The organism is Paenibacillus sp. S150, assembly GCF_019352175.1.
GTDB lineage: Bacteria > Bacillota > Bacilli > Paenibacillales > Paenibacillaceae > Paenibacillus_AQ.
Genome location: NZ_JACBYI010000004.1, coordinates 36,227 through 62,789, shown reverse-complemented (window position 1 = coordinate 62,789; position 26,563 = coordinate 36,227). Strand labels below are relative to the sequence as shown.

General features: G+C 52.2%; 27 protein-coding genes and 1 riboswitch. Of the genes, 7 read left to right on the top strand and 20 right to left on the bottom strand.

Features of this window, described 5'->3' with window-relative positions:
- Positions 1-109: 109 nt before the first annotated feature.
- The gene (gene uvrC, locus HYD27_RS06195; RefSeq protein ID WP_219212648.1) at positions 110-2,131 is read right to left on the bottom strand and encodes an excinuclease ABC subunit UvrC; all 2,022 of its coding nucleotides are present in this window, start codon (positions 2,129-2,131) and stop codon (positions 110-112) included.
- A 175-nt stretch (positions 2,132-2,306) separates the two neighbouring features.
- Entirely contained in the window at positions 2,307-2,624 is a 318-nt protein-coding gene (gene trxA, locus HYD27_RS06190) for a thioredoxin (RefSeq protein ID WP_020430371.1), read from the bottom strand.
- Positions 2,625-2,972: 348 nt separating this feature from the next.
- On the opposite strand from trxA, the gene HYD27_RS06185 reads away from it, so the two are divergent.
- Positions 2,973-3,128, top strand: a complete 156-nt coding sequence (locus HYD27_RS06185) for a YqzM family protein (RefSeq protein WP_219212646.1) — start codon at positions 2,973-2,975, stop codon at positions 3,126-3,128.
- 21 nt (positions 3,129-3,149) lie between these two features.
- Here the strand turns inward: HYD27_RS06185 and dnaI are convergent, their stop codons facing one another.
- From dnaI to HYD27_RS06170, 3 genes are all read right to left on the bottom strand, one after another.
- Entirely contained in the window at positions 3,150-4,106 is a 957-nt protein-coding gene (gene dnaI / locus HYD27_RS06180) for a primosomal protein DnaI (protein WP_219212643.1), read from the bottom strand.
- A gap of 18 nt (positions 4,107-4,124) precedes the next feature.
- Entirely contained in the window at positions 4,125-5,669 is a 1,545-nt protein-coding gene (locus HYD27_RS06175) for a replication initiation and membrane attachment family protein (protein WP_219212641.1), read from the bottom strand.
- A 743-nt stretch (positions 5,670-6,412) separates the two neighbouring features.
- Positions 6,413-6,709 (bottom strand): YuiB family protein, encoded by a 297-nt coding sequence (locus HYD27_RS06170; protein ID WP_219212640.1) that lies wholly within the window; start codon positions 6,707-6,709, stop codon positions 6,413-6,415.
- 301 nt (positions 6,710-7,010) lie between these two features.
- On the opposite strand from HYD27_RS06170, the gene hemQ reads away from it, so the two are divergent.
- On the top strand, positions 7,011-7,769 hold the full coding sequence (gene hemQ / locus HYD27_RS06165) for a hydrogen peroxide-dependent heme synthase (protein ID WP_219212638.1): 759 nt from the start codon (positions 7,011-7,013) through the stop codon (positions 7,767-7,769).
- A gap of 145 nt (positions 7,770-7,914) precedes the next feature.
- Here the strand turns inward: hemQ and HYD27_RS06160 are convergent, their stop codons facing one another.
- Together HYD27_RS06160 and HYD27_RS06155 are read right to left on the bottom strand one after the other, a co-directional pair.
- Positions 7,915-8,181, bottom strand: a complete 267-nt coding sequence (locus HYD27_RS06160) for a hypothetical protein (RefSeq protein WP_219212636.1) — start codon at positions 8,179-8,181, stop codon at positions 7,915-7,917.
- A gap of 1 nt (position 8,182) precedes the next feature.
- Positions 8,183-9,376, bottom strand: coding sequence for an NAD(P)/FAD-dependent oxidoreductase (locus tag HYD27_RS06155; RefSeq protein WP_219212634.1), 1,194 nt, complete (start codon positions 9,374-9,376; stop codon positions 8,183-8,185).
- Positions 9,377-9,699: 323 nt separating this feature from the next.
- Between HYD27_RS06155 and HYD27_RS06150 the strand changes: the two genes are divergently transcribed.
- Positions 9,700-10,674: an NAD(P)/FAD-dependent oxidoreductase gene (locus tag HYD27_RS06150; RefSeq protein ID WP_219212991.1), complete on the top strand. Its 975-nt coding sequence runs from the start codon at positions 9,700-9,702 to the stop codon at positions 10,672-10,674.
- A 234-nt stretch (positions 10,675-10,908) separates the two neighbouring features.
- Here HYD27_RS06150 and sda read toward each other — a convergent pair whose 3' ends face one another.
- Together sda and HYD27_RS06140 are read right to left on the bottom strand one after the other, a co-directional pair.
- Positions 10,909-11,052 carry a sporulation histidine kinase inhibitor Sda gene (gene sda, locus HYD27_RS06145; protein ID WP_042217282.1) on the bottom strand — a complete coding sequence of 48 codons (144 nt, stop codon included), beginning with the start codon at positions 11,050-11,052 and terminating at the stop codon, positions 10,909-10,911.
- Between the two features lie 328 nt (positions 11,053-11,380).
- Entirely contained in the window at positions 11,381-12,043 is a 663-nt protein-coding gene (locus tag HYD27_RS06140; protein WP_219212632.1) for a YheC/YheD family protein, read from the bottom strand.
- A gap of 422 nt (positions 12,044-12,465) precedes the next feature.
- On the opposite strand from HYD27_RS06140, the gene HYD27_RS06135 reads away from it, so the two are divergent.
- Positions 12,466-12,675, top strand: a complete 210-nt coding sequence (locus HYD27_RS06135) for a hypothetical protein (RefSeq protein ID WP_219212631.1) — start codon at positions 12,466-12,468, stop codon at positions 12,673-12,675.
- 516 nt (positions 12,676-13,191) lie between these two features.
- Here the strand turns inward: HYD27_RS06135 and HYD27_RS06130 are convergent.
- Both HYD27_RS06130 and HYD27_RS06125 read right to left on the bottom strand, forming a co-directional pair.
- Positions 13,192-14,010: an HAD family hydrolase gene (locus tag HYD27_RS06130; protein WP_219212628.1), complete on the bottom strand. Its 819-nt coding sequence runs from the start codon at positions 14,008-14,010 to the stop codon at positions 13,192-13,194.
- A gap of 153 nt (positions 14,011-14,163) precedes the next feature.
- Positions 14,164-14,523, bottom strand: a complete 360-nt coding sequence (locus HYD27_RS06125) for a HesB/IscA family protein (RefSeq protein WP_219212626.1) — start codon at positions 14,521-14,523, stop codon at positions 14,164-14,166.
- 339 nt (positions 14,524-14,862) lie between these two features.
- Between HYD27_RS06125 and mqnE the strand changes: the two genes are divergently transcribed.
- Positions 14,863-15,969: an aminofutalosine synthase MqnE gene (gene mqnE, locus HYD27_RS06120; protein ID WP_219212624.1), complete on the top strand. Its 1,107-nt coding sequence runs from the start codon at positions 14,863-14,865 to the stop codon at positions 15,967-15,969.
- Positions 15,970-16,010: 41 nt separating this feature from the next.
- Positions 16,011-17,072, top strand: coding sequence for an NAD(P)/FAD-dependent oxidoreductase (locus HYD27_RS06115; RefSeq protein ID WP_219212622.1), 1,062 nt, complete (start codon positions 16,011-16,013; stop codon positions 17,070-17,072).
- 16 nt (positions 17,073-17,088) lie between these two features.
- On the opposite strand, the gene HYD27_RS06110 is transcribed toward HYD27_RS06115, so the two are convergent.
- The gene (locus tag HYD27_RS06110; protein ID WP_219212620.1) at positions 17,089-17,343 is read right to left on the bottom strand and encodes a YuzB family protein; all 255 of its coding nucleotides are present in this window, start codon (positions 17,341-17,343) and stop codon (positions 17,089-17,091) included.
- Between the two features lie 82 nt (positions 17,344-17,425).
- Here HYD27_RS06110 and HYD27_RS06105 point away from each other — a divergent pair, with 82 nt between their 5' ends.
- Positions 17,426-17,674, top strand: a complete 249-nt coding sequence (locus HYD27_RS06105; protein ID WP_025707697.1) for a NifU family protein — start codon at positions 17,426-17,428, stop codon at positions 17,672-17,674.
- Positions 17,675-17,885: 211 nt separating this feature from the next.
- Here HYD27_RS06105 and HYD27_RS06100 read toward each other — a convergent pair whose 3' ends face one another.
- The 8 genes from HYD27_RS06100 to HYD27_RS06065 form a co-directional block, all read right to left on the bottom strand.
- Positions 17,886-18,752 (bottom strand): MetQ/NlpA family ABC transporter substrate-binding protein, encoded by an 867-nt coding sequence (locus HYD27_RS06100; RefSeq protein ID WP_219212619.1) that lies wholly within the window; start codon positions 18,750-18,752, stop codon positions 17,886-17,888.
- A 58-nt stretch (positions 18,753-18,810) separates the two neighbouring features.
- On the bottom strand, positions 18,811-19,479 hold the full coding sequence (locus tag HYD27_RS06095; RefSeq protein WP_219212617.1) for a methionine ABC transporter permease: 669 nt from the start codon (positions 19,477-19,479) through the stop codon (positions 18,811-18,813).
- Positions 19,479-20,495 (bottom strand): methionine ABC transporter ATP-binding protein, encoded by a 1,017-nt coding sequence (locus tag HYD27_RS06090; protein ID WP_219212615.1) that lies wholly within the window; start codon positions 20,493-20,495, stop codon positions 19,479-19,481. Before HYD27_RS06090 ends, HYD27_RS06095 begins: the two co-directional genes overlap by 1 nt.
- A gap of 101 nt (positions 20,496-20,596) precedes the next feature.
- A riboswitch (SAM riboswitch) is annotated at positions 20,597-20,736 on the bottom strand.
- A gap of 75 nt (positions 20,737-20,811) precedes the next feature.
- Positions 20,812-21,573, bottom strand: coding sequence for a Cthe_2314 family HEPN domain-containing protein (locus HYD27_RS06085; RefSeq protein ID WP_219212613.1), 762 nt, complete (start codon positions 21,571-21,573; stop codon positions 20,812-20,814).
- A gap of 12 nt (positions 21,574-21,585) precedes the next feature.
- On the bottom strand, positions 21,586-23,355 hold the full coding sequence (locus HYD27_RS06080) for a UbiD family decarboxylase (protein ID WP_219212611.1): 1,770 nt from the start codon (positions 23,353-23,355) through the stop codon (positions 21,586-21,588).
- A 55-nt stretch (positions 23,356-23,410) separates the two neighbouring features.
- Entirely contained in the window at positions 23,411-24,337 is a 927-nt protein-coding gene (locus tag HYD27_RS06075) for a COX15/CtaA family protein (RefSeq protein WP_219212608.1), read from the bottom strand.
- Between the two features lie 122 nt (positions 24,338-24,459).
- On the bottom strand, positions 24,460-24,804 hold the full coding sequence (locus HYD27_RS06070; protein ID WP_219212606.1) for a thioredoxin family protein: 345 nt from the start codon (positions 24,802-24,804) through the stop codon (positions 24,460-24,462).
- A 116-nt stretch (positions 24,805-24,920) separates the two neighbouring features.
- On the bottom strand, positions 24,921-26,549 hold the full coding sequence (locus HYD27_RS06065; protein WP_219212604.1) for a putative polysaccharide biosynthesis protein: 1,629 nt from the start codon (positions 26,547-26,549) through the stop codon (positions 24,921-24,923).
- Positions 26,550-26,563: the final 14 nt, after the last annotated feature.

Sequence of the window (26,563 nt, the reverse complement as noted above, 5' to 3'; positions counted from 1 at the left end):
GCTTCTCTGAAGTGTCCTTATCGTACTTATCCGGTGCAGGCACGGTCAACACGCAATTTTCAACTCTTTTTTCGCCTGACAAAAACAGCCGGGATCAGCATATTATTCTTTATAATGACGGCTCCTCGTCCTTCAAGGCTTCCAGAATCTGTGCAGCCAGCTTGTCGCCGATGGACAGCGGACGGAAATCCTCGATGGCGGCTTCCTTAATTTTTTTGAGCGAGCCAAAATGCTTCAAGAGCAGCTTCCGGCGTTTCTCGCCGATGCCCGGAATGGAGTCGAGCTTCGAGGCCACCATCGATTTGCCGCGCTGCTCGCGGTGGAATGTAACCGCAAACCGGTGAACCTCATCCTGGATGCGCTGCAGCAGGTAGAATTCCTGGCTGTCCCGCTCCAGGCGCACCGGCTCGGCGGAATCGCCCACCAGCAGCTGCGCCGTCCTGTGCTTATCGTCCTTCACCAGACCGCAGACCGGGATGTACAGCCCCAGCTCATTCTGCAGAATATCAATGGCGGAAGAGATCTGCCCCTTCCCTCCATCGACCACAATCAGATCCGGCTGCGGCAGGTTCTCCTTCAGCACGCGCTCATAACGGCGGCGGATCACCTCGCGCATCGTTTCGTAATCATCCGGCCCCTGTACGGAGCGGACCTTGTATTTGCGGTATTCCTTCCGCGCCGGTTTGCCGTCTATGAAGACAACCATCGCGGATACCGGATTCGTCCCCTGGATATTCGAGTTGTCAAAAGCCTCAATCCGGCTAACCGACTCCAGGCCCAGGCTCTGGCCCAGGCTGGCGGCTGCGCCGGAGGTGCGTTCCTCGTCCCGCTCAATGAGGCGGAACTTCTCGTCCAGTGCAACCCGGCCGTTCTGGCAGGCCATCCCGACCATCTGCTTCTTCAGCCCGCGCTGCGGCACCAGCACCTTGACGCCCAGCCATTCCTGCAGGGCAGCCGCGCCGCCGGCCGCGTCCACGGTCCCTTCTGCGGCAGCCTCAGCCTCCGCAGCTTCACGCGCTGCAGCATTCAATGTTGCATCCGCCTGCTCTACAGGGGCCAATAACGGTGCATTCGCCCCATCCGCTGCCCCGGCGTTCTCCGGAGCAGCATCCGGCGCCCCTTCCGCACCGGCCCCCTCAGCTTCGCCGTAAGCGGCCAGTTGCGGCCTGCCGGATTTGTCCGTGCCCTCAAGCACCGTATCCGGCAGCAGGATTTCCTGCGGAAGCGCCGGATTGTCGCTGTAATATTGCGTCACATAGGAGATGAAATCGCTGTATGCCTCCCCGTAGAACGGGAACACGGAGGAGTGCCGCTGAATCATTTTCCCCTGGCGCATATACAGAATCTGCACGCACATCCAGCCTTTGTCCACGGCATAGCCGAATACATCGCGGTCTTTCGTATCGGCCGTGTTGATCTTCTGCTTCTCCATCACCGCATCGATGTGGATGATCTGGTCCCGCAGCTCCTTCGCCCGCTCGAAATACAGCTCCTCTGCGGCCTCCTGCATTTTCTTCTGCAGATCCTTCTTGACCGCCTCATGGCCGCCTCCGAGAAAACCGGCGATGCTCTGCGTAATTTCCTCGTAAGCGGACCTCTGCACCTCCTTCTCGCAGGGCGCCAGACACTGGCCCATGTGATAATACAGGCAGACCTCCTTGGGCATCACGCCGCATTTGCGCAGCGGATACATCCGGTCGAGCAGCTTCTTGGTCTGATGGGCCGCGTATGCATTCGGATACGGACCGAAATATTTGGCTTTATCTTTAATCACCCGGCGCGTAACCTCCAGGCGCGGATGAGCTTCATTCGTGATTTTCAAATAAGGAAAGGTCTTATCATCCTTCAAAAGCACATTATAACGCGGCATATGCTTCTTGATCAGGTTGCACTCCAGAATGAGCGCTTCCATATTGCTGGACGTAACGATATACTCAAAATCGGCAATATTGGCGACAAGCCGCTGGGTTTTGCCGTTGTGGCTGCCCGTAAAATACGAGCGGACCCGATTCTTCAAGACCTTGGCCTTGCCCACATAAATAATGGTGCCCTCATCATTCTTCATCAGATAGCACCCGGGCAGATCGGGCAGCAGCGCCAGCTTGTTGCGGATATTATCCATATAATCCATGATTTCTCCCCCACCTATACTGCACCGTAATAAGTTAAGTTTAAAATAAAAGTCTGGATGGGTTCAACCCCATACGGCGCAGCTCCTTCAATTCGACACACAAAGCGCCTCCGGATGAACCGGAGGCGCTTTGGCGGTGGGGCGTGAACGCCCCGCACAACAGCATCAGCAATGCTTATTGATGTTTGGCAACGATATTTTTAAGGGAATCCTTGGAGTTCAGTCCTACTACTTTATCAACAGGCTGACCGTCTTTGAAGAAGATCAGGGTTGGAATGCTCATGACTCCAAAACGGGAAGCCGTTTCCGGATTTTCATCGACGTTCAGCTTCGCAATTTTGACATCGTCTCCCAGTTCGGTGGACAGTTCTTCCAGAATAGGGGCAAGCATTTTGCAGGGGCCGCACCAAGGTGCCCAAAAATCTACTACTACAGTACCTTGACCTTCAACTTCACCTACAAAGGATTGGTCAGACACGTTAACGATAGCCATGATATTGTTCCTCCTTTAAGTTGTACGAAGCAATATCCGCTTCTATAACCTTAAGCCTAGTGTGGCGGGTTTACTCCGAATTTATAACGGGATGGATTGTTTCATGTAATATGATAACCAGATTACCATTTACCGACACATCCCCAGTATAACATATTTACAATGAGTTTGTGTAAGATTTCATAAAATTTAATTGTATAAAATATAATATTCCGCCGCGCAATCTTCTTTACAACGTTCCAGGGACTTCGTATACTTGAGGAAAGCGCATTAATTGTCAATGACTTCTCTCACATGTCTAACTGTAACCCACTAATTGCAGTCATGCAACTGCAAGGAGGAAAAAAGATGGATGTCAACGTGCAAGCACGCGACCCGCGGGAGCATGTCAACGAGGAGCCCCGCAATGACCTCGGCGATTTGATGGCCGGTTTTTTTGGAATGACGGGATTTATGACCGTTGTTTTCTTTGGCATGGTGATTATCAAGTTTTTGTCCGAATGAATAACCCCCGGCCGCAATATTCTATCTGTTCGTTCCCCGCTGATTCTCCCCGTGCAGCGGAATCACATCTACGAACGGGGCAATCCGGTCCATCAGCCGCTGGCCTTTGTAAATTTCTTCGCCGTCCTTGCTGGTGAAGCTCAGATGCTTCTCCAGACCCTCCAGCGGATAGTTGGAGGTGTAGAAGGTCGGCTTGCGGTCCATGCGGTAATTCAAAATCGCACCAAGCACATGATCGCGGGCCCATGGATTCAGATTCTCCGCCCCGATATCATCAAAGATCAGCAGATCACAATTTTTCATTGTATCGACAGTTTCCTTGAGCTGCTGACCGTCCAGCATAATCGACTTCAGCTCCTCAATAAAATCGGGCATGTACACAATAACTCCGCTGTATCCGGTAACTGCAAGCTCATGAAGCAGATAACACATCAAGAAGGTTTTCCCTGTTCCAAAGCCTCCATGCAAATAAATCCCCCGCGATGTCAGGCCATTGTCCCTGGCACTGGCAATATAATCGAATAATTTGTTCACTGCCGATACCCGGCGGGGGTCCTTGCCTGAGATATCGATCTCGTCGTAACCGCCGTTCAGCACACGCTCATCCACATAAAAGCTGCGGATACGCTTGCGGATGCTGTCCTGATTATCCTGGGCAACCTTAAGCTCACAGGCCGTCTTGCGCTCATACAGATCTGCCGTGCCGCCGACTGTCTCTACGGTAAGCTTGCTGTAGTGCCCCTGGAAGTCGTTCGGACAGTTCTCCAGGCCCGGGCAATTTGCGCAGTGGCGGCTTTCCTCCACATATTGATACAGGCGGCTCAGGTGAAGCCTCAGCCGCGATTCGTCCAGCTCGGGATGCTCATCCTGAAGCTGCTTCACCAAGGGATGGTTCAGCAGGTTCTGCTCAAGATCGCGGGAGCGCTGGCGCAGCGCGGAATTGTTCATTGAACGCAGCACTTCGCCCATAGACTCCATAGCCGCACCTCGCTTTCTTTACGGCGTCTTGGATACGCCTTTTTTCTTGCTGGCCTTGATTTCAGCCGCTTTCTTCATGAGCGCTGCGAACTCTTCTTCTGACACGGTTCCGGCGCTGCCGTCATCCAGCACAATCGGGATCTCCGGCTTCCCGGAACGCCCGCCGGGTTTGCTGTAACTCCGCTGGCGGGTACCGGCCGGGCCTGAAGTTCCCGCTGCCGCACCCTTGCCTTTGACCTTGGTCTGGTCACGGATATAGCGCACCGCCTTCTCGTACGTGTTCACCTGCTTCACCAGCATGTTCGAGGCAATCGCCTCCACAAAGTTGCGGTTCATCCGCTGGTCGCCTCCGGAAGCCACCATCGTCATCAGATAATGAATCAGCACATTGATGACTTCGCCGCCCAGCTTATAATTGAGATCAATCTTCTCAAAGGTATCCATCAGCTGCGTAGGCACCGCGCCCGGAAAAAAAGTCTGCAGCAGCCGTGTATAAGGCTCGTTGCGCAGCATCATATTATATTGGTGAATATCGCATTTGGATAAAAATTGCGGAGGCACCTCCACATAATATTCCATTTCAACCGGCTGCTCCAGCGGAGGGCTCGCATCATCGCCTTCCGCAGCGGACGCTGAACGCAGGGCCACCACTTTGGCTGCGGCAATCTCCCGCTTCTCCTGGCGTTTCATGTCCTGGCGGAAATGCTGGCTCGCCTTGTACTGGAGCGCGTCCATAATCACTTCGCCATCCGGCGTGAATACCCCGTCCTCATCCAGCAGGCGGGACAGATCCTGTGGGCCCAGCTCATATTTGTGGGCCACATAATTGATCATCCCCATCTGGGTATGGTCAAAGCGCAGCTTCTCAACATGGACCCGGTTAACGGATTCACGCGGAAACCGCAGAATAATATCACTGTAGCCGATAGCCGGTTCCCCGGTTTCATGCATGCCGGGCTGCTTGACCGTCGCGACCTCAGCCAGAGCCTGCTCCAGCTCATAATCGATCACATGGGTATTAAGCTGAAAAATATCATAAAAGGGCAGGGAAATATTCTCCTTGCCGACTGACCGGCGGCTCCATTCCTCCGGTTCCCGGTTCCAGAACTGCTCGCGCAGCGCCAACACGGCAAATTTGCCGATCTTGTCACGCAGCAGCAGCGTCAAATGCTGGGTGGCAAAAAAATCAGCAGGCGACAGCGGCGGCAGCAGTTCGTATTCGTACATATAATCATCGGTTTCCGCGACAAAGATACGGCAGGTCTGCAGCAGTCCCACCGCCTCCAGCCGGGATGCCTGATCCACGATATATTTGCGGCCTTTCTCATTCGGCTCAACACCCAGCGTCATGAACAGGCGCCGCTGCTGCTCCACCGGAGAGTAGCCGATAGCTTCTGCCGGAATATGCTCGAACAGGAGCCGGTACAGACTGATGGCAAAAGCGCCTACCATCGGCTGGTATACCGAGCTGAGCATACGTCCATCCACACTGCTTAGACCGAATTCGCGGGAAACGCAGTACCGATGATGTTCGGTGAAATGATGCAGGTGACTCATGCGCATCTGCGGATTACCTCCCTCTTTTTCTGCACGAATCCATTCAGATTTCTATTCTATCACAAAAGCTCCGCCCGGAAATGTAAAAAAAAGTCCAATTTCAGCGTTTATCCCCCGGATATCGACAGCTTGTTGCCCCTTGCTGGCGCTAGCGGAAAATACAAAAATATATCAACCAAGCCAAGAAAGACACCTGTCGGCGTCCTATATAAGAATGCTGCCATTTCAGTGGGAGGAGAAGAGCTGATTCCCTCGTCCAGCCGGCTTCGGGCGAATTCAAAGGTACTTCTGCCTTTGATTCCACCGTCCAGCCGGCTTCGGGCGAATTCAAAGGTACTTCTGCCTTTGATTCCCTCTACCTGCCCGCTGCGGCCAACGCAATCGCGCAGTTTGCCTGGCCGAAGTCCCGATCCATTTGTTCATACTACAGCGCAGCCGTGAAATAACGGATAAGCTTCGCTTCCCCCAAAACTTATAAATTCTTAGTTACTACTTAGGTACCCATATAGTGCATTTTGTACCAATTGGGATTTGAAACACTACATGTAGATGTTTATCTGGTCGTGTTGCCTTGAACATAGGTGCAAACTCAAATTTAAGTAGATAAAAAACACAACATAAAGTATTTAAGTAGCCTTTAAAATCAAAATGTTGTACCTAAAGTAGTTACAATTCTTATCTTTTAAGAAAAAACGGCCTCGCCAGCCCCGGACAAGGACAGCAGCCGTTTGTGTGTTGTAAAAGCTTCATCAGAACATTTTGTAGCCGCCCAGCCGCAGCTTCTGAATGGTCCAGCCGCTGAGCACCGCCCCGGCGAGTCCGGCAATCCCGGTGAGATAATCCACAACATGAAAGGTCGACAGATGCTCCCAGAGGGTCATGGCGCTCCGGTCCCAGATGGAGTAGACAACCACAGGCAGAATCACAATTACGAACAGGTAGGCCGGGAACCAGGTAGTCTTCATTAACATGTTAAGGATAAAGCCAATGCCAAACATCATGACAAAGAACAAAACGGCCAGAACAAATACAGGAATAAACCCCATTGTACCGTCATCCCCTCTCTCTATAAAGAACCGCACAGCAAACCTTAATTAATAGTAAGTTTACTAGAAAAAATGTAGCGAAGCAATGAACATTATCCTCACTCCAAGTGTCAGTGCGGCAAATTCAGAAGGGAGGCGTTTGCTCTTGCCCGCCCGCATGCGATACAATGCAAATAGAATCAAACGGATTGTACATATAAGCCTATGCTTCGAAACTAAGCGCATGCTTCCGAAGCCAGTTTTACGCGAAGTAATTTCTGACGGAGCCTATGCTTCGTAAAACTTTTAAGGAGTGAGACACATGAACGAAGCCGCGTTGACACTGGAAGGCTGGTATGCCCTGCATGACTTCCGCTCGCTGAACTGGACGGCCTGGACGGCCGCCGATGATGAAGAACGCGCCGTTGCCCTCGAAGAGCTGCATGCCTTTATGCAGGAATGGGGACCCGTGGAGGAAGCCGGGGAAGGAAGCACCGCAGTGTACTCCATTGTCGGCCAGAAGGCTGATTTCGTGATGATGTTTCTGCGGGAAAGCCTGGAAGCGCTGAATGCGCTTGAGACCGCTTTTAACAAAATCGCCTTTGCCCAATACACCAGCAAGTCCTATTCCTATGTCAGTATTGTGGAGCTTAGCAATTATGCGGCAGGCGGAAACGCCGGAGACGGCAGTGATCCTATGCAGAATCCGCATGTAGCCGCCCGCTTGAAGCCAATTCTGCCGCAAATGAAGCATATCTGCTTCTATCCGATGAACAAGAAACGCGAGCTGGCCGACAACTGGTATATGCTCGATATGGAGAAGCGCCGCGAGCTGATGTATTCGCATGGACTGATCGGCCGCGGGTATGCCGGCAAGGTGAAGCAGATTATCACCGGCTCTGTGGGCTTTGATGACTGGGAATGGGGCGTTACCTTGTTTGCCGAAGATGCGCTGCAATTCAAAAAGCTGGTCTATGAGATGCGCTTTGACGAGGTCAGCGCCCGCTACGGCGAATTCGGCCCGTTTTATGTCGGCAATCTGCTGACCCCGGAAAGCTTAGAGGAAATGCTGAAGCTATAGCAGGAAAAGATAATTCATAAAGGGAAGGGTGCCAGATAGGCGATCCTTCCCTTTATTTGAGTTTCTGGTAATCAGTAAACGCAAATAGACCGCCCTCCAAGCAAGGAATGCGGTCTAATAAATAAGTATATACAAATTTAAAGCTTCATGCCGACGGGTCTTCGCCGTCAACCTCTTTCCCTTCCCGCAGGCCCTCCAGGTATTCCGCCGTCGCCCGGTCGCGGGCCCGGCCCTTGTCCTTCAGGCGCTCGATCGCCGGGAGAATCAGGATGTCGATTTCCTTCTGAACAATGTAGGCCAGATCGTAGCGGCCCTGATCCTCCAGATAAGAGCCCGCCTCAATCAGACCGTTGTACCGGTCCAGCTCCTCACGCGTCAGCAGTCCGCGGACTTGCACGCTGCAATGGCGCATCTTAAAAGAATCTTCCTTTCTTGAGCACCAGCGGAATGCCGCCGATGATGAACAGGTAGCGCATGTCTACAACCTTTTTCAGCTGAGCCGCTGTCCAGCCCTTATATTTCTTCTCGCCGACCACGGCAATGCCTTGGCCCTTGCCCAGTGAAGCTACGGTTCCCTTGTTGCTGAAGGCAAACTTCTTGGGCTGCTGGCTGCGGATTGCGGCCACGAGATTATGCGCGCAGCATTCGCCCTGCTGCATGGCAATTTGTGCCGTTGGCGGATACGGGCGTCCTTCCGGATTAATCATCAGCGAGCCGTCGCCGATAATAAAGATATTCTCATGTCCCGGAGCGCGCAAATATTCATCCACCTTCACCCGTCCGCGCATGGCTTCAAAGCCCGCCGCTTCGATCAGACGGTTGCCGCGGATACCTCCGGTCCAGACAATGGTAGAGGCTTTGATCTCCTCACCGGTTGCGAGAATAACGCCGCCCGGCAGACATTCCTTGATCGCCACGCCAATCTTGAAGGTCACGCCCTTCTTCGTCAGTACAGTCATCGCATGCTCTACCAATTCAGGCGCAAAGCCCGGCAGTGCCGTCGGAGCAGCCTCTACATTGTAGATATTAACCATGCTCGGATCTACATCATATTCCTTGCACAGCGCCGGAATGCGGTCTGCCAGCTCCGCCACAAACTCAATGCCGCTGAAGCCGGCGCCGCCCACAACGAAATTAATATGCTCCTGTGCATTATTCTCATTCTTGTATTTGGCGAATTGATACTCGATATGCTCACGGATCAGACGCACGGAATTAATGCTGCGGATGGTCAGCGCGTATTTGTCCAGCCCCGGAATGCCAAACGTTTCCGGCTCCCCGCCCAGGGCGATCACAAGATAGTCATAGGACAGCGTTCCGTCTTCCAGAATCACCTTTTTTTGCTGGGTGCGAATTTCCTGCACGGAAGATTTTACGAGATCGATTTTGAATTCATCAATTAGTTTGGAAATAGATACGCGGGTATGCTCGATGCTGTCTGTACCCGCAGCAGGCATATGCAGATGGGTCGTGAAATAGTGATACTCATGGCGGTTCACCAGTGTCACGTCCGCTTCGTTATAATTCAAAGCTTTCTGCAGCCGCTGCGCGGTCAGAATACCTCCATATCCCGCGCCTAGGATAACGATTTTGGGAATACTGCTCATGTTCCGGCTCCTTCCAACAGGTGAATCTGTCTATGTGTTATTTTTTGTAAAAAAATTCGGTTTCTTTTGTGAATTTATACACTTAAATTCAGAAGAATTTCCAATTAAACTTAAAGGATTTCTAAAATAACCATATCTATTGTAAACCTTAGTATCGTTTTAATCAAATACAATCATACAATAAAATGTCACAAACTTCTGTGGAAATCAAGCCTTTGCAGGCAGGTGCCACAATGTTTATAATGTTAGATAGGCCAATATGGCGATTTGAAACTATCAACTCGGAGGTGTAATACTACGTGACACTTGAGCAATCCGTTCCTATGAGCGATCTGCTGATCATAGGAGGCGGTCCAGCCGGGATGTTTGCCGCTTTTTACGGCGGGATGCGCCAGGCATCGGTAACCCTTATTGAAAGTATGCCCCAGCTGGGGGGGCAGCTCGCTGCTCTTTATCCTGAAAAATATATTTACGACGTAGCCGGATTCCCAAAGATCACCGGTCAGGAGCTGGTGGAGAACCTATCCCGGCAGATGGACCTGTTTCAGTCCGATATCCGGCTGGAGGAAAAGGTTGTTTCGCTTAAAAAGCAGGACGAGCGCCATTTCGTCGTGACCACCGATAAAGCGGAATATCACAGCAAAGCAGTGATTATCACCGCGGGCGTAGGTGCTTTTGAACCGCGCCGTCTGGAGCTTCCGGAAGCAGCGCGTTTCGAGAAAGCCAATCTGCATTATTTTGTAAGCGATCTGAATGCATTCAAGGACAAAAAAGTGCTGATCAGCGGCGGCGGCGACTCTGCTGTGGACTGGGCACTGATGCTGGAACCAATCGCTGAGCAGGTAACCCTGATTCACCGCCGTGATAAATTCCGCGCACATGAGCACAGTGTGGAGAACCTGATGGCATCCAAGGTCAATGTAATTACGCCTACGGAGATCACTGAGCTGCACGGCGAAGAATTCATTACCAAGGTAACCTTGTCCCATATCAAAACCAAAGAAACACAGGAGCTTGAAGTAGACAGCGTCATCGTCAATTTCGGCTTTGTCTCCTCGCTGGGGCCGATTGCCGAATGGGGTATAGATATTGACAGCAATTCCATCGTGGTGGACTCCCGCATGGAGACCAGCATTCCCGGCATCTTCGCCGCCGGCGATATTACCACATATCCGGGCAAGCTGAAGCTGATCGCTGTCGGATTTGGAGAAGCGCCTACCGCAGTCAATAACGCCAAGGTCTATCTCGATCCGGACGCCAAGCTCTCTCCGGGGCACAGCAGCAATCTTAAGCTGTAGCTTCACGTTCTTCTCTGATATTGTACCAAGCAGAAACGGTGCCGTCCTCTTCTAAGGACGGCACCGTTTCTGCAAGAAATAGAAGGATAATTTATAGCGGGCAGCATATAAATTCTTATACTTAAATAAAAGGGTATCCTTTCAGGTTGATTGCACTTCAACTTGAAAAGATACCCTATTTTGTGCTGCTTGCGGTTAAATTGATAGATTTGCTGCAAAGGTATGCCCTGAGCTTTAGTGAAGAACCGCATGAACTGGAGAGTGTAAGTTCCGTTTGCGAATTTCAGCGAGCAGCAGAGCGATGAAATCATGCTCTAATTGCAGTTCTATAGCTCTATGGTAGGAGTCCAAGAGCATCTCATCCGACAATTCAACCATAACGTTCACCTACCTTTCCTTTATTTGAATCTGAATCTATCATAGCAAACTATCATTTCTCGAACAAGCGTTCCCACTATCCACAAGCAACTGTGGAAATCCTGTGCATAATATGTTAGTAAGGGTTAAGAAGTCATTCACTGCACAGTGGACTGTGGGGATAACAGTTATACACAGGCTTCATCCACAGCAGCTTTGCCCAGAAATATTTTTACAATGTTCATAATCCTGTGGATTTTTTTTATGTTATATTACCTCGTCTACCACACAACTAAACGCAATTTTAACTTATTACTGTATTTATCGTCAATTCAAAAATATTTGTTAATCACTTTGGACGTGTGTTCACTTCCAAAATCCATATTTTCCCTCTTTGATCCACGGCATAATCAAATCCAAGCTCACCTATCCCCGGAAAGTGCCCTTCCAAGAGTTCTATGCAGGTTAGAGTCAGACGCCGCATCTCCGCTTTTTTGGCAGAAGTCTTGACCCGGGGCAACGATCTTCTCAGGCCTTCGCGGCAGCTCAACATCGTGCCGCCCTTGCAAAGATTAGTCACGAACAGCCCCGGGCGGGCCAATCTTCCCACCATGGAGCGAAATTCCCAATGCTCTCCGTTCTTCACCACCTTGACCCGATAATCAATAGGACGTCCATTAATCCGGGCCAGCGAGATGCATTGCTGCATTAAATATCTCCGTTTGACCTTGAACGTGTCGAGTGCGCGTCTCATCGCTGAGAAGTCCCGAAACATTCTTGTGCTGTGCATATACGTGAAGCCATACCCCCGGCCGCTCCGGAACACCTTGATCACCCCGTAGCCGCCGCCGCCCACCACAGGTTTTATTACGGCAGCACCGTATTTCCCCAGCATTCCTAACAACCCAGCAGCGCTATATTCCATCGTTCTCGGAATGTAACCGGCAACCCGCGGATCGCTGAGCAGCGCCTCGGTTTTCAGCCACTTGCTGGCCAGTTGTCTTCCCGCCATTGTTTTCCCACTCCTTTCGCATTCCAGCCTACCCTATACTTTACTCAGAAAAGGTCCCGCCCTCCTGTATGATTGTCCGTGTAAGCAGTGCGCACAGCAAAAAAGGGCATATAGCCGCAGGGCCTTATGTCCCGGTATATTCTTGAGGGCGGCGGAGATGCTGCAGGCTCCGGCAACCCGGCTGACGGGAATCGACAGCAACCGCCAGGAGCGGAAACAGGTGCGGAGGATGACGAATTTTCTGGCTGGCATCAGCATTTTGAACATTTAATGAAGTTATATATACCGCGGCTGATTTTATCAGGATTAATTGTTGCGGCTGGTGGGGATTGGACGGCTTGCTTCCTTTGGCGGGCCCGGATACTTTTTGCTGGAAAATCCTAAAAATCCATTGTATTATGGCCTGGAGGGGAGGCCACTTCATGGCAGAGCTGTTTGAGGTGCTGTACTGGTTCGCTATGGTTGCCATGACGGCTGTCCTGGCGGGTATTACGGCGCTGGTGTGCGCACTGGGCTTCAAATTCATCAAAGACCGCCGCCGGGTCCTTGGCACGGGCTGCATCGCCTTTTCTCTGGGTGCCGCCGCACTGATCATCTTTATGATTAATATCAAATTTATTATTCCCGCATGATTGAAAGAGTGTGAGTTTTGCCTGCCTGCTGCCCTGCTACAGAGCATTCTGTGCAGGGTATTTTTTGTGATCCTCCTGCCACTGCCCTCTTTACTATAATCTATGAAAAAGCTCGCCGGCGGCTTGTGCAAATGGACAGCTTGATTCGCTGATATTCCTGGTTTAAGGGCGGAAATCTGCCGGCGAACTTCAAGCCCCGGCGGTGCAGTAAAGTCCTGCAATCCGGTCCGGCTTTTTTGTGATGGAAAAGTTCCCCCGCCCTGCGACGGACTGAGCCGCTCTTATTTCGGGCGAAAGCCCTGGTTTCACCATGCTAACGGATTCCAGTGCGGTTATATTACCATCTTAGCGGGAAAAAGTACCACTAATTGAACCCATTGGGCTCGTGGAGGACTCGTAGCGGGAAAAAATAACACTAATTCTGCTGAAAGCAGCCCTATGGGGGAGCGGGGCTGAAATTAGGTGTACAAAATCCCATTAAAGCCGCTTTGCAGCCACGATTCCAGCGAATTAGTTTTACTTTTTCCACTTAGTTAGTGCGTTACGTTTCCTTTCAGCATTCAGAATTTGTTCCAATCCGGCAGCAACTCCGTCATTATCATTGGTTTCTGTAACCCTGCTTGCGATATCCTTCAGCTCCTGGATGGCATTGCCCATGGCATACGACCTGCCGCAAGCCCTGAACAACCCGATATCGTTATGATCATCGCCAAAAACCACCGCCGCTTCTTTGGGCAGCCCCAGCTTCGCAAGAACATTCAACACCGCCGATTCCTTGGAGGCTTTCTTGGACATGATTTGGATAAGTGTTCCGTTGTCCGTGACCAGAATATTGAGCTCGGTATGGAATTTTTCCCGGAGCGCTTCCACGTTCATTGTTCCTGTGATCAGAATTTTTGTGGCATCATATGCCTTAAGCTCTTCCAGGGACTTCACAACCGGATTCCCTTTTACATTCATAACCGTGGAATAATCGACTTCCTTGAGGCTGAACCACTCATCCTGAACTTCAATTCCAATCTCAAGATCGGGATGGCTGCTGACACAATGATCGAATACCGCCGCCGTGATGCTGGAATGAATTGGCTCATGAACGTTGATCCCCAGCTGCCGGCAAGCGGTCATCGCGCCATTGTAATACACAAACGAACCGATATCCAACCATTCTCGGGGCAAAAACTCCTTAACGGCCCGGGGCGGCCGCGCAGTGGCAAAAATCAGCTTCATCCCTTGTTCATGGCAAGCCATTACACTGTTGTAACTGCGCGCGGAAATTTTTTTATCCGAATTCAACAGCGTCCCATCCAAATCCAGTATTACTGCGGAATACTTCATTATAAGAATCTCCCCCATAAGATAAGCTATTGAATTCTCTGGTATTAATTGGAATTTCAATTCCTTTTAGGCTGCCTAATTCCATAATATCCTGAACAACAAAAAACCTCCAGGTACAGCACCTGAAGGCTTCGTATCAAATGTATTAGAACGTTAGCAAGGCTCCGCCGCAGGCTTGCCCGCATCATCCTTCGTGCGGAAAGACGATCCGCAGCCGCAGGTGGCGATAGCGTTCGGGTTGCTGATGGTGAAGCCGCCGGTCATGCCGGACTCTTCAAAGTCGATCTCCAGGCCGTTGAGATAGCGGATATCGTCTTTGCTGACAACTACCTTCATGCCTTGAACATCCAAGTATACATCCTGGTCGGTCTCATTGTCATCGAAGCCCATTGCATAGGAGAAGCCGCTGCAGCCGCCCTCCGTTACGCCAAGGCGAAGGAACATGTTCGGAATCTCCTGCCCGGCCAGCATCGTCTTGAGCTGTCCTGCTGCAGTTTCACTGATTGTAATCATGGTTTCTAACCTCCTAATGAAGTATTCTGTATCAGACGGCCGTCCGGCCAAAAAATAATTATCTATATAAAATCAAGTATACTCCACTATTTCCATGCTCTCAAGTCAAAACTGCACCGGCCCGGATCATTGCATTCTGCAAATTCCATCTCTTCTCAGCGGTTGCTCGCCCTCTGTGAGAGGTTTATAATAGGAAAAGCAATATGCGTAAAATTCGGAAAATTGTCACGCAGGCACCTGACATCGCAGTTATTTGTAATGGACGGCCACTCCCGATGTTTGTTTCGGGGATCATTCTGCGATGCATTTGCCTCGCCAAAACCTTCAGGAGGAAATTATATGTCTACTCTTATAACACCCCACACCGACGCCAGAATGGCGAACATTATTGAGAAGGTTCGCGGCGGAGAACGATTAAGCTTGGAAGATGGCGTTTATTTATATGGAAGCAACGATTTGCTGACCATTGGCCAGTTGGCCAACGAAGCCAATCAGCGCAAGAACGGAAATAAGGTGTATTTTATCGAAAACATGAGCCTGTATTTCACCAATGTCTGCGAAGCGCACTGCGCATTCTGCAATTTCCGCAAGGATGACGGTGAGGAGGGCGCATATACCCTTTCAGGTCAGGAAATGGTGCAATATGTCGAACAGCATATCCATCCCGGGGTACGGGAGTTCCATATTGTCGGCGGCCATAATGATAAGATGCCCTTCCAGTATTACGTTGATTCACTCAAGGCTTTGAATGAAGCGTTCCCGGAGGTTACTCTCAAAGCATACACAGCGGCGGAGATTGATTTCTTCACGCGAATCAGCGGACTCAGCATCCGTGAAGTGCTGGAGGAACTGCGTGCAGCCGGACTACAGTCTCTGACAGGCGGCGGCGCGGAAATTCTGTCCGACCAATACCGCAAAAAAATGCGTGTCAACAAAGCCAATGTAGAGGAATACCTGGAGGTGCACCGGACCGCACACCAGCTTGGGATGAAAACACATACCACCATGCTGTATGGATCGATTGAATCCCACGAGGACCGTGTGCGCCATATGCTTCAAATCCGCGATCTGCAGGATGAAACGAACGGCTTCATGGTGTTCATCCCTCTGTCCATGCAGCCCAAGAACAAGAACGCCGGAATCATGCGCCGCAACTCGGCTTACGAGGATCTCAAAACGATTGCGATCAGCCGGCTGATGCTGGACAATTTCGATCATATTAAGGCTTACTTCATTAATATTGGGCCACAGCTCACCCAGGTTGCCCTCAGCTTCGGAGCCTCTGATGTGCACGGCACGATTCTCAAGGAGCGCATCAGTCATGCGGCCGGGGCTTTGACTCCGGAAGGACTGACCCGCGAGGAATTGATCTGGCTGGTGAAGGGCGCCGGACGGATTCCGGTTGAACGTGACACATTCTATAACGAAATTAAGGTATACGAATAACTGCGACAGCTGCTGCAATGATCATCCGAAAGGAAGATGTCATGAGAACATTACTCGTCTTGGGCGGCGGCTACGGCGGCCTGGCCCTCATTCAAGGATTACTCGACAACCATCTCCCCCATGATGTTGAAATTGTACTGATTGACCGGATGCCTTATCAGGGAATAAAGACGGAATATTACGCACTGGCTGCGGGTACCGTTAACGATTATCATCTGCGCATCCAGTTTCCGGTTCATCCCCGTCTCACGGTACGTTACGGCGAAGTAGGCTCCATTGATCTGGAGAGCCGGATGATATTCCTTGAGACCGGGGAACCCGTATCCTATGACATCCTGGCCATCGCGCTGGGCTGCACGGACAACTATCATAATATTCCCGGAGCGCAGCAGTATACCTGCAGTATCCAGAGCTTCTCGGGTACGCGCGAAACGTATCGCCGCCTGAACGATGTGAAGCCTTACGGAACCGTTAACATTGTGGGCGGGGGACTCAGCGGAGTGGAAATCGCAGCAGAGCTTCGGGAGAGCCGTCCGGATCTGAACATCTCCATTCTGGACCGCGGGGAACGCGTGCTGTCCTCTTTTCCCGCAAAGCTGTCGCAGTATGTGGAAGAATGGTTCAGCGAGCATCACGTCGAGACCCTGGCGCGGATTTCGGTCTCCCACGTCGAAAGGGATGCCATATTCAATGGCACCCAGGCTATTCCTGCTGATGTTACCGTATGGACCGGAGGCATCCAGCCGGTGAAGGTGGTGCAGCAGCTGGAGCTGCCAAAGGACAGGGGCGGACGGGTTATTGTAGGAGAATATTACAATGTGGCTGATTATCCCGAGGTCTATGTGATAGGCGACTGCGCCAGTCTTCCCTTTGCCCCCAGCGCTCAGGCTGCCGGAGCACAGGGTGAACAGGTGGCCCAGATTATTCAGGCCCTGTGGCGCGACGAAACGCCGAAGCTGCACAAAATTAAGCTGAAGGGCACTCTTGGCTCCCTTGGTAAAAATGCCGGCTTTGGCCTGATGGGCCGCCGCTCTGTGATGGGACGGGTTCCCCGCCTGTTGAAAAGCGGTGTGCTCTGGATGTCCAAGCGGCATTTCGGCTAGAACAGGCGGCGCCGGACTAATCGATCTCAAGGCTGTCCCAGGCTTCCTGTTCCTTAATGGCAGCCTCAATGGCTTCTTCAAGCTCTGCCGGAGTCTCCGCTTCAATAATCTCCCCTTCAAGCATGGCGAACGGCTGCAGGTAGCATTGCCCGCAATTGTTCAGGCAGCCGTATTCGATGACATCATATTCGGGATTTTGTTCCAGCTTGCGCTTAAGCGGTTCCGTGCCGTGTCCGATATTGCTGGCACAAAATTCAATAAGTGGTCTCATGATGTTCTCCTTATTCTGTGTGAACCATTTTATTTTTTAACTTTTTGTACTATAATAAACATACGAAAGGAGTGATTGAGAAATGAGTGAGAATGCACAAAGCACAACCATGTATGATGAAGTATTGGAAGTGCTCGATAAGCTTCGTCCGTTCCTGCAGCGCGATGGCGGCGACGTCGAACTGATCGATGTCGAAGACGGCATTGTGAAGCTGAAGCTTATGGGTGCCTGCGGCAGTTGCCCCAGCTCCACGATCACGCTTAAAGCCGGGATCGAACGCGCCCTCCTTGAAGAAGTAGAAGGCGTGGAAGAAGTTATTCAAGTATTCTAATCCCGTTTCATAACGATCCCGGCCTCCGATGAAGAGGCCGGGATTTTTTTAATTATAGTGGATTTCACATTTGGCTTCAACCTTAGAACCTACCCCAAAATAAGTTATCGGGAATGAACGGATTAAAGACCCGAGGCTGCTCCAGCCGCCATTTCTGGCTTCCGGGCAACCTCTGGTCTGTAGTTTGTACATGTTCAGCTAAGATATCAGCTTAGAATGCAGGAATAATCGAGCCTTGGTATTCCTCTTCAATGAAGGCTTTGGCTTCCGGGGAAGTCAATGCGGCTGCAAGCTTCTGAATGGCATCCGAATCCTTGTTATCCGGACGGGCTACCAGCAGGTTGGCGTAAGGAGAATCGGTTCCTTCGATGAACAGAGCATCCTTGGTCGGAACCAGATCCGCTTCCAGCGCAAAGTTGGTGTTGATCAGGGCAAGATCCACTTCATCCAGCTGGCGCGGCAGCATAGCGGCTTCCAGCTCAACGATTTTAAGATTCTTCGGGTTCTCGGTAATGTCTGCTGTGGTGGAGGTGATATTCGTATCGTCCTTGAGCGTAATCAGGCCGTTCTTGGCCAGCAGGATCAGTGCGCGTCCGCCATTGGTGGCATCATTCGGAATTGCTACTTTTGCACCGTCAGCCAGCTCGTCGACCGATTTGATTTTTTTGGAGTAGGCTCCGAAAGGTTCTACGTGAACCGCCGTTACGGATACCAGGTCCGTGCCGTTCTGCTGGTTCTGGTCATCCAGGTACGGCTTGTGCTGAAAGAAGTTGGCATCCAATTCTTTCTCGGCAAGCTGTGTGTTAGGCAGGATATAGTCCGTGAATTCCTTGATTTCCAGCTTGATCCCCTGTGCCTCAAGAAGTGGAGCAATAGCCTTCAGAATTTCGGCATGAGGCACTGGCGATGCGCCAATCACAAGGGTTACCGGCTCTGCAGCCGGTTCGGCCGAAGCATCCGCTGCCGGAGCATTCGTGGCCGCAGAGTCCGCTGCATTATTGGTATTATTATTGTTGCCGCAGGCTGCAAGCACCAATACCAAGGTCAAGCTGAAGAATGTGAGCAATACTTTTTTCATCTGTAAATCCCCCTCAAATAATTATGTGTGTATGAATAAGGTTCTATATGGCTGTACCTTATTTCCGGGTAAAATGTTGAACCAGCCTGTCGCCGGCCATTTGCAGCAGCTGAACCAGGATAACCATCAGCGCTACGGATATAATCATGACCTCCTTCTGATAGCGGTAATAGCCATAACGGATAGCCAGGTCCCCCAAACCTCCGCCTCCGATCATTCCCGACATCGCCGTGTACGAGACCAATGTAACGATGGTAATCGTCACACCGGCCAGCAGACCCGGACGAGCCTCAGGCAAAAGCACACGCCAGACGATTTGCCCCGTGGATGCTCCCATCCCTTGCGCCGCTTCGATCACTCCACGGTCAACCTCCCGCAGGGCCGTCTCTACCAGCCGGGCAAAAAACGGAGCTGCCCCGATCACCAGCGCCGGAATGGTTCCCAATACACCAATCGATGTCCCCATAATCGATTTGCTCAAAGGAATCAAAGCAACCATAAGGATGATAAAAGGCACCGAACGCAGGATATTCACGACGAACGATAATGCCGAGTATACCGCCCTCATAAATGAGTTATTAGATCTGCTCCATAAATATAACACAATTCCCAGTGGTAAACCAAGGATAATTGTGAAAATTCCGGAATAAGCCAGCATTCGAAGCGTAGCTATACCTGCATCAAGCATTTCTTTCCAATTAATCACGTTAAAGTTCAAACCGCCCATCAGGCGAACACCTCCACATCAAGACCTTGGGCCGCCAGTTCGGCAAGGGTCGCCTCAACAGCCTCGAAGGTTCCCTCAAAGCGCACAATGAGCTGGCCGTAAGGCACATCCTTGAGCGTCGAGATGGTTCCCTGGAGAATGGCAAAATCCACGCCTGTCCCCCGGACCACATGGGAGAGAGTAGATTCATAAGTCTTTTGTCCAAGGAAGGTGATCTTGACCGCTTTGCTGTATTGTCGATGCACGGTATCCAGCGCTGCGCGGAGCGGCCCGTCCTGCTGGCTTTCGCTGCGGATGAAATCCTTCGTCACTTCATGCTTCGGCTTCAGGAACACCTTGGCCACCTCGCCCTGCTCGACAATCCCGCCGCCATGGATTACCGCAACCCGGTCGCAAATGCTCTGAATGACATGCATTTCGTGGGTAATCAGCACAATGGTCAGGTGAAACCTCCGGTTAATGTCCAGCAGCAGGCGCAGGATGGAGTCGGTCGTCTGCGGGTCAAGCGCCGAGGTTGCTTCATCACAGAGCAGCACATCCGGATCGCTGGCCAGAGCCCGGGCTACGCCGACGCGCTGCTTTTGGCCGCCGGACAGCTGGGAAGGATATTTGCGGCGATGCTCTTCAAGACCCACAAGCGCCAACAGCTCAAGCACTTTGCTGTCAATCTGTGCTTTGGAGGTCCCCGCCAGCCGCAGCGGAAAAGCGATGTTGTCATACACCGTGGCGGAAGACAAGAGATTAAAGTGCTGAAATATCATGCCGATCTTGCGCCGCTGCTCCTGAAGCTGCCCCTGGCTGAGAGCCGTTAATTCCACTCCATCGACCCAAACCTCGCCGTTTGTCGGGCGTTCCAGCAGGTTAATGCAGCGGATCAGCGTGCTTTTGCCCGCCCCGGAGTGGCCGATGACCCCGAAGATTTCACCTTTTCGAATGGACAGATCCAGTCCGGAGAGCGCCGTTGCAGCTTTGCTGCCTTTTCCGTAAACCTTGGTCAAACCTTTCAGCTCTATCAAAACTATGTGTCCTCCCCCAAGTATCCCTTATAAAAAAACAAAAAGGCCTCTTCCGATTGATTGCAGATCGCAAGAGGCCCTGTGATTAAGTTAATCATGCCTTCTCATCTGCCAACGACCGCAAACCACGCGGCATTGTAGGAATTAGCACCATGACATTTGTACAGAACGCATTGCGCCTTCCGTACGAATCGGTTGCCGGGCTTCATCGGGCCTGTCCCTCCGCCGCTCTCGATAAGAGTGAATTATGCAATTAGTTGCCGTAGCATGTTAGATGTTAACACAAATTCAAGTATAGTAAGTTTCAGTTTTTTTGTCAAAGGGAACTTTTAAAGGAAGAAGCTGGTCCGGTCTTCATATTTGCAGCAATTTCACCCTTATGCCACTGCTCAACGCTGTACCTGAATGCGGCTGCCAAGGATTTGCAGACCATCTCCAGGCTCTGCTTCAGATCCTCCAGATGGCTGTCCAGATCCTCCAGATGAATTTTGTCATGGAGGCCCTGATGCCGCTGCCACAGATCATCCTGCATTTCAGCGTTCATATAGTGAATCTCGGCGTTGCGGCGCTTGCGGAGGTTCTCGATCGGGTCGCGGTAGGAGTTCTTGATCTTTTCCAGTTCACCCGCGAGCGCTGTATGCTCATTCTGCAGCTGAAACTGGCGGAGCACCGTGAAATAGGAGAAATGGGCTTTGACTTTGCCGGTATTCAGGCCATACAGACTGTTGAGCACCGTACCCAGCTTGTCCAGCAAAGAGAATACACGAATGAAGCCATTTTTATAAAAGTAAACATAACGCGCATATTCGCCCTGCTCCATAGGCGACATATCATCCATATAACCGGCAACCACTGATTTGCGGAAAAAAGCGGCCGCGAACCAGCTTTGCTCCAGCTCATCCAGAGAGGAGATCAGCCCGCGCGTCCAGATTTCCAGCTTGCGGGATTCGTGGTCGCGGTCTTCATGCGTGTTCATTTCCTTGCGCAGCAGGGATGCGGCCTTAGCCATATTTTCCATGGCTTCAGCCAGCACCCCGCTGTTCTCGCGGGGCGGTTCACCCAGTAATATCCGCAGCATCCTGCATCCTCCTCAGTTTGGAAAATAGCTCCTCCAGTTGCGGTCAACCCGCCGGACAATATCCTCGCGCGGAACCAGCTCCTCCGGATAGCCCTGCTTCATCCGGGCATCGATCACAAGCGGCAGCTTGTAGCCGATATGATGGCGTTTGATCTCATATTCCGCATAGATGTCGCTTGCCGGATCGAACCATGTGAACAACGTCCACAGGAATGAAGTTTGTGTGCGCACCGCTTCAGAGGCGTTGTCCACCACAATCACCAGCGGCCAGGCCGTGGCCTGCCCACGCAGAAAAGCAAGCAAGCGGGAGGCCAGCTTAGGGTCCTCTTCATAGGATGCACCGGAAACGGCCAGACATCCCCGGCAGTAAGGAATTGCCTCTGCAATGCCCGGAATCAGACCTTCTGTGTAAGCATAAGGCAATTCACGGACGGCACGCCCAGCGCCCAGCATAATGGCCTTGCTGCCACGATTCACGGGATTAACCCCCTGGTCCTGCTCATCCTGGGCAGTATTTCCGTACACCAGGAGATCTGAGGCCGGATTGAAACGCTCCAGCACGCTTTCCAGCAGCTTCGGGAAATCCGTTAGCTCCACCGGTTCATCGGTCAGCAGCAGAAATTTGGTCAGGGACAGCTGGCCCTCACCCAGAATGCGGGAAGCTGATACCAGCGCTTCTCCCGGATAGCCTGCCCGCACGACGGCAGACACCAATGAATGCGGGCCAGCCTCCGAATACTCCCACAGCGCTTTGACTGAAGGCATCAGCAGCGGGTAAACGGGGGCCAGCAGCCGCTGTATGTACTCCCTGAGATAATAATCCTCCTGCCGCGGCTGTCCGACAACGGTTGCGGGAAAGATGGCATCCTTGCGGTGCCAGATACGCTGCACATGCATTACCGGAAAATCCCTCGGAAAAGAATAATACCCGTAGTGGTCACCGAAAGGGCCCTCCGTTCGCCGTTCCTGCGGTGCAACCAGTCCCCGGATGGCAAATTCCGCTTCGGCCGGAATAGAATGCCCGCCCATCGGATCTTTAACCATCTGCAGCTTGCCTCCCAGCACGAGGGATGCCAGCATCAGTTCGGGCAACCGCTCCTGCACGGGAGCAGCGGCGGCGGCAATCAATGCCGGAGGTCCCCCCAGAAAAATTGATATCGGCAGCGTCTCCCCGAGAAGCTCAGCTTCCCTGTGATGGAAGCTGCCTCCCTTATGATTCTGCCAGTGTACTCCCGCCTTGCTCTCGTCATAAATCTGGACGCGGTAGATCCCGAGGTTATGGTCTTGCGGCCGGGTGATGCTCTCCGTATAGACAATCGGCAGGATAATGGAAGGACCTCCATCCCCGTGCCAGCTGGTGATGTGCGGCAGCTCCTTCAGCGGATCTGTGCTGCGGCAGACTCCGAGTACCGGTGCTTCGCCCTGCGGCACATTTCGGGTCCCGACCTTAAGCAGGTCCAGCAGCAGTCTTTTTTCCTTCCACATCCCGGATGCTGTAGGCGGGAGAAAGGATTCGATTGCCCCTGCCAGCGTCTTCATCAGCTGCTCGGGACGGGTTCCGAAGGCCTGGTTGGCTCTGCGGACCGTCCCGAACAGATTTGTCGCAACCGGAAAAGGGGTCCCGGTTACATTCGTGAAGAGCAGAGCCGGCCCTTCTTCCCTTACAATACGCCGATGAATCTCCGCCAGCTCCAAATAAGGGTCCACCGGAGCATCAATAACGGCAAGGTCCTCATCCCGGCGGAGCTGTTCAATCCATTGACGCAAATTGCTGTATCCCACTATATCGTTCCTCCTCAAACAGGGCGCTATCCCACATAAGTTTGATGAGCGTAGCTTATTTATTCGCTCTTTCCAGCTGCCATACGCGCACGCTCATGTAGCACAGTACACCGAAAAGTCCGGCAACCAGCAGAATATGCGCCAGCGCGGCAAACAGGTACAGCCGTTCATTGTACAGGGTATGGACAACAGCAGCGCCGCTGAACACCTGAAGCAGACACAGCACTACGGCGGCAACGCCAAGCGCTCTCAGCTCAGGCAGTGCTTTATGCTTCCAGAACGCGATATGTCCAAGACCTGCTACCAGCAGCAACAGCAGCGCTGCCGCAATCCTGTGTATAAAAACAACCGCCACACCGCCCGACAGCTCCGGAACCCACTCCCCATTGCAGAGCGGCCATCCCGTGCAGCCTCCCTGAGAGTCGGTATGGCTGACATATGCCCCAAGATAAACCACCATATAAGAGTATAACGCCGCTGCCCACGTTAAGTTGCGGAAGCCTCTCCCGACACGCTGCCCTGCCGCAGGCAGTTCATCCCCCAGCGCATGGCTCCGTTTCGCTCCGAGCGCCAGCATCAGCGAGCTGGAAAAAGCGATCAGGGAGAAGCCCATATGGAGCGCCATCACCGCAGCCGACTGCGGTTTAATTACCGCAAGCGCTCCCATTCCTCCCTGCACCACCACAAATAAAAGCGTCAGCAGCGCATACACCAGCAGATCTCTCCGCTTATGCGCATAACGCCAAAATGCAAACGCCGAAGCCAGGGACAGCAGGCCCGCAAGGCCGCTGGACAAACGGTGGGTATATTCGATCAGAGAACCTATCGTGTAGGCAGGGACCAGCTTTCCGTGACAGAGCGGCCATTCGTTGCCGCATTCCAGCCCCGAGCCTGTTTTGGTGACTACGGCGCCTCCGAACAGGGCTAGAAACATGACAAGGCAAGTGACATAGCTGAGCCATTTCAATTGATTCACCGTCAATGAGATCACCCGCATCTTTTATTAGGAATGAATGGGAAAAAGTGCTTGCCAGAATCTATGTAAGGCCAGTGTTAGAAAAAACACCGCTTCTGCTCGGGTAGGGCGAAAGCGGTGCAACGGTATTACTTGTGTATGGTCAGATAAACCTCCAGCGCCGTGTTCAGAAAGCTCTCAATCTCCTCACGGGATTTACGCAGCTTGTTGACGAATCTCACCAGCTCGCGGCCATCCGTATAAGCAACGAAGCTCGGAATGCCCAGAATGTTCTGCTCCTGGCTGACATCGCCTACAGCATCAACATCCACTTCAACCAGTGTAAGACGGTCCGTGTATTTCTGCTCCACTTCAGGCATGAACGGATCAATGAACTTGCAGTCCGAGCACCAGTCGGCTTTGAATACGGCCACAGTCAGACGCGGCGGCTGGATGGCCACCTGAAATTCCGCAGGAGAAGTAATTTTATCCATGAAGTGAACAGTCCCTTCTTAAGCTAGAGTGAACCTCTGTTATATTTTCTTTAAGTGAAGCAAATTGTACGGAATAAGTCAAATAAAAAAGGAAGAATAAAACAATTATCACAGAATTATTGTTCAGAACGAACTCGTTCGGGCTGCAGCTTCATAAGCGGGTTCAGCAGCTTCTGCAGCGGACGCGGATAACCGGCGATCTCCTGGCGGCTCAGCACTCCCAGAACAATCAGCAGCACCAGATAGACGACTATCACCGCTGAACCCACAACGAGGCAGGTAATCAGAAAAGCCAGGCGGGCAGGCATCATATGTGTAAGGATCAGGCCCGCCTCATTAAGTCCGTATCCGATCCCGCCCGAGGCCAATACGGCCACAGCGAAGCCGCCCCAGCGTTTGCCGAGAATTTCAAACGGGACAATCTTTTTCAGCATTCTCAGGTTAAGCAGTGTAATAACAATGAAGCACAGCGCCGTAGCGGCAATAATGCCGTAAATCCCGAACAGGCGGCTGAGCAGGAAGTTAGAACCAAACTTGACCAGCAAGCCGGCCAGCACATAGTACATGGAAATCCGCGCTTTGCCCATTCCGAGCAGAATGGAGTTGGTCGTCATCATCGTGATCTGGAAAATTGTCCCGAGTGTCAGCATCGCCACGATGCCGCTGCCGTCCAGGCTGCTGAACAGCAGTCCGTTGACTGAGTAGGCCGCTACAACAAGCGACAGGACAATCGGTGTTCCCGTTAGAATCGAAATCCGCAGCGCCAGCGTCACCTGCCGCTTCAGATGCGCATCGTCGCGTCTTGCGTAGGCAGCGGATATGATTGGAATCAGCGAGGTGCTGAGCGCGATGGACAGGACCGGCGGAATGCCGGCCACACTCTGCGCCCGGCTGCCGAAGATCCCCAGGGCCTGGGTTGCCGCATCCACGCCGATCTGCCCGCTGAGCAGCGGAACGATGAACGAGGTATCAATGAAATTCACTACCGGAACGGTAACGGATGAGAGCACAATCGGAATCGACAGCTTAAAGATATTCTTATAGATCTTCAGCAGCGGAATGCGTGCCTCACTTGAATCATACAAGGCTTTTTGCCCCTCGCTGCGCCGCAGCTTCATTGCGTAATACAGCATGACGCCAAACGCCCCGATGCTGCCGATCACGCTGCCAAAGGAAGCTCCCGCCGCCATCCAGGTATTGCTGTAGCCCTGGCGCAGCAGGATAAAGGCCAGCAGTATTGCAGTGGACACGCGGGCAATCTGCTCAATAATCTGTGAGATCCCGCCTGCCATCATATTGTTGCGTCCCTGGAAATACCCGCGCATCATGGCGATTGCAGGGAACAGCAGCAGCGCCGGTGCGATCGCCCGGATCGCCAGCGTACTCTCGGGAACCTTGGTATACTCCGCATAATACGGAGCGGCTATGTACAGAATTGTACTCATCAGCACACCGACAACTGCGGCAAAAATCAATGCCGCACGGTATACCTGCTGCGCCTCCTGCGGCCGGTTCAGCGCGTAGCGCTCAGATACCATTTTGCTGAGCGTGCTTGGAATGCCGGCTGTCGCCAGCGGCAGCAGCATCAGATACACATTGTTCGCCTGCGTAAATGAAGCATTGCCGATATCATTGAATAAATGCTCCAGCGGCACCCGCTGGGCCAGGCCAAGCACGCGGGCCACGAGCGCCGCCGCAGCCAGAATAAGCGTGCCTTTGACAAAGGACTCTTTCTTGGTGGACAAACTGTTTCCCCTTC